Below are 5,408 nucleotides of genomic sequence, written 5' to 3'. Positions count from 1 at the left end.
CACGAACTGTAATACACTTACTATCTCCTTTCAAAGACCATATCAAGTCTATTACAACTGACAATGGTACAGAATTCGCTTGTCATGAAATGATAGCCAAAAGCCTTGGTGTCACCATATATTTTGCTGACCCATACGCTTCATGGCAGAAAGGCGCTATAGAAAATGCTAACGGACTAATTAGGCAATACGTGCCAAAAAAAGAAACCTTTGAGCATATCAGCCAGCAACAAATCACGAAGTATTCAAAGAAAATTAACATGAGGCCAAGAAAGAAATTAGATTTTAAAACACCACAGGACTGCTTTTACGAACTAATTAAGTAAATTTGCACTTGCTTGTTGAATTCACGAATCTTTTACTGTTGCTTCAGCTGTTAATGATTCTTTTTCTCTTGAAAGATTAAACTCACATACCTTGATAATACATTAGAGTATCATCCTTATTTTTGAAACTTAATCTTTTTGCCATTACATGTAATACCTTTTATAAAGGCCAAATCTATTGCATGTTTAGAACTGTCAAGAATGTATTCGTATAAACTGTTGTAGTCTTCAAAGTTAAATTCTAAGCTATAAAAACTTTTATCACTCAGTGGTGTGTAGAATGCTTCTTTTACTTTGGAAAGACCATACGAAGCCTGATTATCATCTGGGATAGTAACAGAAATCGAAAATTCAAATTCTTTATCTGAAGGGTAACGTCTTGCTCGTTTAAAAACGCCGATTCCATTTGTAGACCGGAAAGCTACCCATATCAAAAGACTCCAATCCTTTAAATCTTGGATATTGATCCGAGGAATAAGAGATGTTACATACTCATTTAATATTTTCCGTATAGAAACTATATCAACATCCTCGCTTAGCCGAGGAATTTCAATCTGTAGCAACACTTTAACCCAAATGCGGTCATTAGAAAATTTCGCTTTCATTTTGTCAGGAAATTCAAGATGTATGGTAATTGTAATGCGTGAAGTAATATATTTTCTCCAATAACTGATAGCAATTCATAACGCTTTTCTCTCCAAAATCTCTAATGACCGATTTGGCTTTAACATCTCCTACAATGGCTTGATAACAGGCAATTTGTCATTATTGAGGTCAAACTTAAAGACCTTATTGTCTGTCAGCGACTTCTGATAAAAGAATTTAGGATACCTCGATGAGCCACTTTGAACACCAACGCCTATTGTTGGATCTTTCTTTAGTTTATTCCTTATGGCATTAAATAATCTTTTAATCTCTCTTTCAGGTTCTTTAGAAATCAACCGCAATGAAATCAACTCAACTTCGTTTTCATTTGCCCTTCCTCCTATTCCTTCAATAGTTCCCTTGCATACTTCATCATCATAAAAAGAAATACCTGCTTCGTTGTAATCTTTTAAAGAGACAAAGAAAAACAACTTGTCCTCTATGCCATCACCAATAACACTTCTATAATTTTCCATATTAAGCTTTGATGTATATAAAACATCTTTTGTGTTCTTTTTCCTTAAATATACAACACAATCATATTTCACGACCATATTGTTAACATATGGCACAAACTCAACTAAAGGCATAATAACATTTATATAAGACATAAGCAATTAATGTGTGTCTAATTTTTGTTTTTTCTAAAATCCGAATCCCTCCCATAACCTTCAAACGAGACGTCATGTCCATCATCAAGAGCCTCTTCAAGAGCTAATCGCTCTCTCTTTATACCTGTCTTATCATCATTCAACGTCCTACCAACATTTATATGATAAATACTATCATCTGCTCTTTGGAATGAAGCATCCATTCTTCGATAAGGTTTACTACCATTTGGTGTATTGATAGTTATTTCAGTCTTTGATCCGCCACCGATATGAGTAATACCTGGTTTTGATGCTTCTCGGTTAATAATTTCTTCTATTTTTGCATTGTGTTCTCCTGTTCCTTTAGGCTTAGGGCCAGGTTTCTTGTACGGAGTCCCATCTTTTTTGTTTTCCCCACCCATCTTTGCCCAGATAACCCAAACGTATCTATACATATTGTTGGATTTTGTACATAAGAATATAAATTATCTCCCCCCGATAACCCAATCGGGTCCTGGCTGATGTAATTGCCTGTACATGAATCATAGTAGCGGAAGCGGTTGTAATACAGTCCAGTCTCAATGTCCTCATACTGACCCTGATACTTAAACGGAATGAAGGAGGAATTATTGTTGCCCGTCCTCTTCCTGCCGAAGATATCAAGCTCCTGCTCCCAAACCTTGTTGCCGTTATTGTCAAATGCCTGCAGGGGAGTGCCGAGGTAGTCAGACACGATGGAGAAGCTCTCGCCGTTGGCAGCGAGCTTGGCAGCAGGAATGAACGTGTTCTGTTCGAAGAGCCAGGTTGTGATGTTTGTCTTTTCGGCATCAGACGAAACCTCCTGCCACTCATGCAAAGGTACATTGCCATCCCACACGAAATGAGTAGCGACGCCCTCATAGGTCTTCTCGGTTCGTCTACCCAGCGCATCGTATGCGAATGACACTTCCTTGCTGTCGGGACGAACAACCCTCAACAGCATACCATCACTCTGCCAATCATAACGCCAGCCTGCACCAAAGGCACGGAAGGTTATGCCGAGCTCCTCCTCCAGATGTGCCTTCTGTACGCCAAGCGGAACGGATACGCCAGCCCAGTCCAGCGTCCTGAACTCCTTGAACACGAGGTTGCCCTCGCAGTCATAGTGATAGAAATAGTCACGGTCTTCTGTCAGACGGCTGCCCGCACCATACTTACGGTCATCCTTCTCACGTGTCTCAAAGAGGTTGCCGATACGATCAGGAATACGGTAGATACGCTCCACGTCATTCCCCTGCTTGTACTCTGCAGAAAGGAGATTGTCGAACTCATCATAGTCATAGCGTACCCGGCGCCCCGTAAGACCGTCCTCGGTTGCATGAAGACGGTTGCCGATGCCCCAGGTATAGCTGCGACGGAACTGCTCGACATTGCGTGCACCCACCGACTTGTAGGTCTCACGTCCAAGGCTGTCATGATGTGTCTTTACATGCACTCCGCCTGTAAGTTCACGCTCCGTCTCCAGTCCGACCCTGTCACGCTGCCATCTGGCTGACCATCCTCCGCTGTTCATCTCGCTGAGGTTGCCATCCTTGTCGTGGGAATAGTCAATGCTTGCACCAAGACTGCTCTCGGTGTGCACGTGGCGTCCTGTACGGTCATACTTGCGCATGATGCAGTGCCCGCCCTGTGTCTCCTTCACTATCCGCCCCCCAAGGTCGTGCTTGAAGGCTACTTTTATTTCCTTGTTCTCAGCACGCAGTAGCCGCCCATCCTCGTCATAGGCAAAGCGGCTTGTTCGACCGTCATGCTGTGTTTCCTGCAGGATATTGCCCACACCATCATACTCATATTCTGTCTGTCTTCCCTCGGGACGTACAACCCGTATCACTCTGCCAGCACCATCACGAAGGTACTTTCGCTGCAGGCCGTCAAAGCCAGTCTCTTCCACGACACGACCGAGTCCGTCAAGACGGAAGGAATAACATTCACCGCCCTCGTTGATAATCTCACGCAGCTGCAGCTCACCGTCATAACGGAAACGCACATGATGGTCGAGCTGACGCCTACCGATGAGCGTTCCCAGTGGCCCATACTCAAACTCCACCTTGCGCAGCCGATCAGAAGCTACGATAAGGTTGCCCGAGGTATCATAGGAGAACTCGTGCACATTGCCATCTGGTTCATGCAGGCGTATCAGATTGTCAGCATCATCATAGTTGTAGGATGTAACGTTGCCCTTGACATCCGTAGCCTTGACAAGTCTTCCACGCTCATCATACTCCCATGATCGGTGAATGCCATTCGGGAAGACAAGCTGCAGGAGTTCCTGCCGACTATTGAATTTCAACGTGTAGATGCGTCCCTCCATGTCAGTGATGGTCTTCAGTGCGCCTCCCTCATAGGTATAACTAAAACTGTTACCGTCTGGCAATGTACGTTTAATCACACGATCATACTCATCATATTCCCATGACGTTCTACGCCCAGTACTGGTAATAACGGACGTAAGGTTTCGACGTCCGTCGTAGGCAAGTCTTGTCTTCGCTCCGTTCTCATCCGTTATCTCCACAGGAAGGCCGAAGTTGTTGAATACAGTACGGCGGCTGTAGCCTTCGGGATTCACTATGACATCCAACTCCTTGAACTCATTGTAATGCTGGCGAGTAATACCACCGTTGGCGTCTATTATCTTGTAAATCAGCTTATTGTCGTGATAGTAGTATTCCGTTGTGTGCCCCAGTCCATTAGTAGTCCGGGTAAAGCCATCACCATACTCAATATGGTATTCCATTACGCCGTCATCACCCCAAGTATGAATACAGCGTGAGGCTTCCCCTTCACCGTCGTATTCCCAGTGAAAGCTCATACCAGATTGGTTGGTGAGCTTCACCAGCTGATGACCGTCATAATAAAAGAACTTCCTCGTACCAGAAGAATCCTCCGTGGAGATCATATTACCTGATGAATCATAGTGGTAGCCCACAAGAGGAATGTCCTTGCTATTCGCTCGTCTGAAAATTTTATCTACACGTCCTTGACAATCAGTATTTACATAGAGAGTCTCACCACGTGAATCAACGATTTCCTTTAGCGCCCCATTTGTTGTATAACGGAAAAGAATCTTAAAGCCGTCTGCCGTAGAAATTTCTGTAAGCATTCGAAATCCACCGGCACGTTGAACACTCGCAAAATGATAGTACACTCCCTCGTCATCATTATAGATGGTGTAACCGTCTTCCGTGTGATTCCATTCCAGATGTTCCTCCCGATCATAGAAACTCTCACCTGTTTGCAAGTATGGGCATCCTGTTTCTCGTCCAGTAGGATGGCGGAATATCATACCAAGGCCAGCCTCTTCTCGTATGCTCATATTATAACTATGGTGCCAGTTGTAGCCAAGAGATCCTGGTACATCCACATCACTGTAATAAGTTCGTTCCCATACCAATGGGATCGGACCAGACAATTCAAAGTCAGTATTAGTATGGTATACACGCCCCGTGGCGGCGTCTACTGGCTCACCGAAAAGGCAGCAGTTCATTTTTTATTTATCTTCCCCAGAGGAGTCTTCTCAAATGCTTCTGAGAGTTTCTGATAGGCCTTGGTTTTGGTCAGACACTTAAGTCCCATTTTCATTGCCAATTGAAAAAGGTCTATCGTTGGTGGACCACCTACAAGGACCGGATTACCACCTGAGGTTATAATGGAAAGTAGCTGCGTGGGCAGGAAGCGTGAGACACTTGGCTTCTTGAACTTTCCCGGATGAAGTCTCGGAGGCGGTGCAAAACCAAAGGTGCTACATGAAAAGGGCTGGATGGAACTGCGTTGAACAAGGACCTCGTCTGCAAGTACCGTAGAGCTTCCC

General features: G+C 44.1%; 6 protein-coding genes. 1 reads left to right on the top strand and 5 read right to left on the bottom strand.

Annotated features, from left to right (window positions below; translation table 11 throughout):
• On the top strand, positions 1–326 hold a 326-nt coding region (locus HMPREF0666_RS15495; protein ID WP_009013333.1), incomplete at its 5' end, for an IS30 family transposase.
• A gap of 116 nt (positions 327–442) precedes the next feature.
• Here the strand turns inward: HMPREF0666_RS15495 and imm9 are convergent.
• The 5 genes from imm9 to HMPREF0666_RS17735 form a co-directional block, all read right to left on the bottom strand.
• Positions 443–931 carry an Imm9 family immunity protein gene (gene imm9, locus HMPREF0666_RS15490; protein ID WP_009013332.1) on the bottom strand — a complete coding sequence of 163 codons (489 nt, stop codon included), beginning with the start codon at positions 929–931 and terminating at the stop codon, positions 443–445.
• A 129-nt stretch (positions 932–1,060) separates the two neighbouring features.
• Entirely contained in the window at positions 1,061–1,582 is a 522-nt protein-coding gene (locus tag HMPREF0666_RS15485; protein WP_009013331.1) for a hypothetical protein, read from the bottom strand.
• Between the two features lie 17 nt (positions 1,583–1,599).
• On the bottom strand, positions 1,600–1,983 hold the full coding sequence (locus HMPREF0666_RS17540) for a hypothetical protein (RefSeq protein WP_157600303.1): 384 nt from the start codon (positions 1,981–1,983) through the stop codon (positions 1,600–1,602).
• Positions 1,896–5,084: a DUF6531 domain-containing protein gene (locus HMPREF0666_RS18580; RefSeq protein ID WP_009013329.1), complete on the bottom strand. Its 3,189-nt coding sequence runs from the start codon at positions 5,082–5,084 to the stop codon at positions 1,896–1,898. The genes HMPREF0666_RS17540 and HMPREF0666_RS18580 overlap by 88 nt, the downstream gene beginning before the upstream one ends.
• Positions 5,081–5,408: hypothetical protein (locus tag HMPREF0666_RS17735; protein ID WP_009013328.1), on the bottom strand; the 328-nt coding region annotated here is incomplete at its 5' end. The genes HMPREF0666_RS18580 and HMPREF0666_RS17735, both read right to left, overlap by 4 nt.

It is taken from the genome of Prevotella sp. C561 (assembly GCF_000224595.1).
Lineage (GTDB): Bacteria > Bacteroidota > Bacteroidia > Bacteroidales > Bacteroidaceae > Prevotella > Prevotella jejuni.
Note: the sequence above shows the minus strand (reverse complement) of the source record. Positions and strands in the feature narration are given on the sequence as shown.

Excerpts from the sequence above, each read along its gene's own strand:
- imm9 (WP_009013332.1), bottom strand. The coding sequence starts at position 931 with ATGAAAGCGAAATTTTCTAATGACCGCATTTGGGTTAAAGTGTTGCTA.
- HMPREF0666_RS15485 (WP_009013331.1), bottom strand. The coding sequence starts at position 1,582 with ATGTCTTATATAAATGTTATTATGCCTTTAGTTGAGTTTGTGCCATAT.
- HMPREF0666_RS17540 (WP_157600303.1), bottom strand. The coding sequence starts at position 1,983 with ATGGGTGGGGAAAACAAAAAAGATGGGACTCCGTACAAGAAACCTGGC.
- HMPREF0666_RS18580 (WP_009013329.1), bottom strand. The coding sequence starts at position 5,084 with ATGAACTGCTGCCTTTTCGGTGAGCCAGTAGACGCCGCCACGGGGCGT.